This is a genomic window from Oleiphilus sp. HI0066 (assembly GCF_001635725.1).
Map to the genome: position 1 here is coordinate 1 of NZ_LWFH01000359.1, position 837 is coordinate 837.

Sequence of the window (837 nt, forward strand, 5' to 3'; positions counted from 1 at the left end):
TCGATGGCAAGTATTTAGCCGCATCTCGTTTCCTCAAATGATGCGTCATGCACTACCTGGCCTAGGTAACAATTGGCTTGTTATGCTGAAAACCACTGCACTTGTATCGATCATTGGTCTAGCTGATATGGTGCGTCTTGCTTCCGAGGCAGCCAAAGCTGTGCACGAACCCTTTACTTTCTTAATCCCTGTTGCGCTTGTGTACTTATCCCTCACAGCGGTCTCAGAGTTATTACTCAACAGACTGAAAATTAAATACAGTGCCGGAACAACGAGGGCTTAATGATGGAAGCGTTTTTAAGTCTGTTTGCAGACAATAGTATTTTTAACCCGCCTACTTTGATGCACTACTGGTCAGGCTTTGTGACCACAGTGCAATTGGTATTTCTTTCTCTGCTTATTGGCTTTGTTATCTCTTTGCCTTTAGCTATTTTGCGAACCTCGAAAAACAAGTGGATCAACCTTCCTATTTGGGCATTTGTTTACTTTTTTAGAGGAACCCCCCTACTTGTTCAGCTTTACCTTATTTATTACGGCACTGCGCAGATCACAGGCATTCAGCAAACATTCTTGTGGGACATACTTTCAGAGGCCTTTTACCCTTGCTTGATAGCGTTTGTATTGAATACGGCGGCCTATACAACAGAAATTTTTAGAGGCGCCATTGAGGCAACACCTCGTGGCGAAATTGAAGCTGCAAAAGCCTATGGTATGGGTGTCGCTAAACGAATGCGCCGTATTATTCTGCCTGGAGCGATGCGCCGAGCATTACCAGCTTATGCCAATGAAGTGATCTTTATGCTTCACGCCAGTTCAATTGCCAGCGTCGTAACAATC

At 44.4% G+C, this 837-nt stretch carries 2 protein-coding genes; both read left to right on the forward strand.

What is annotated here, in order from left to right; translation table 11 throughout:
• The coding region (locus tag A3738_RS05120; protein ID WP_156503974.1) for an ABC transporter permease subunit at positions 1–283 on the forward strand (283 nt) is incomplete at its 5' end.
• Positions 283–837 (forward strand): ABC transporter permease (locus tag A3738_RS05125; RefSeq protein WP_068763416.1); only part of this gene is annotated, 555 nt, incomplete at its 3' end. The genes A3738_RS05120 and A3738_RS05125, both read left to right, overlap by 1 nt.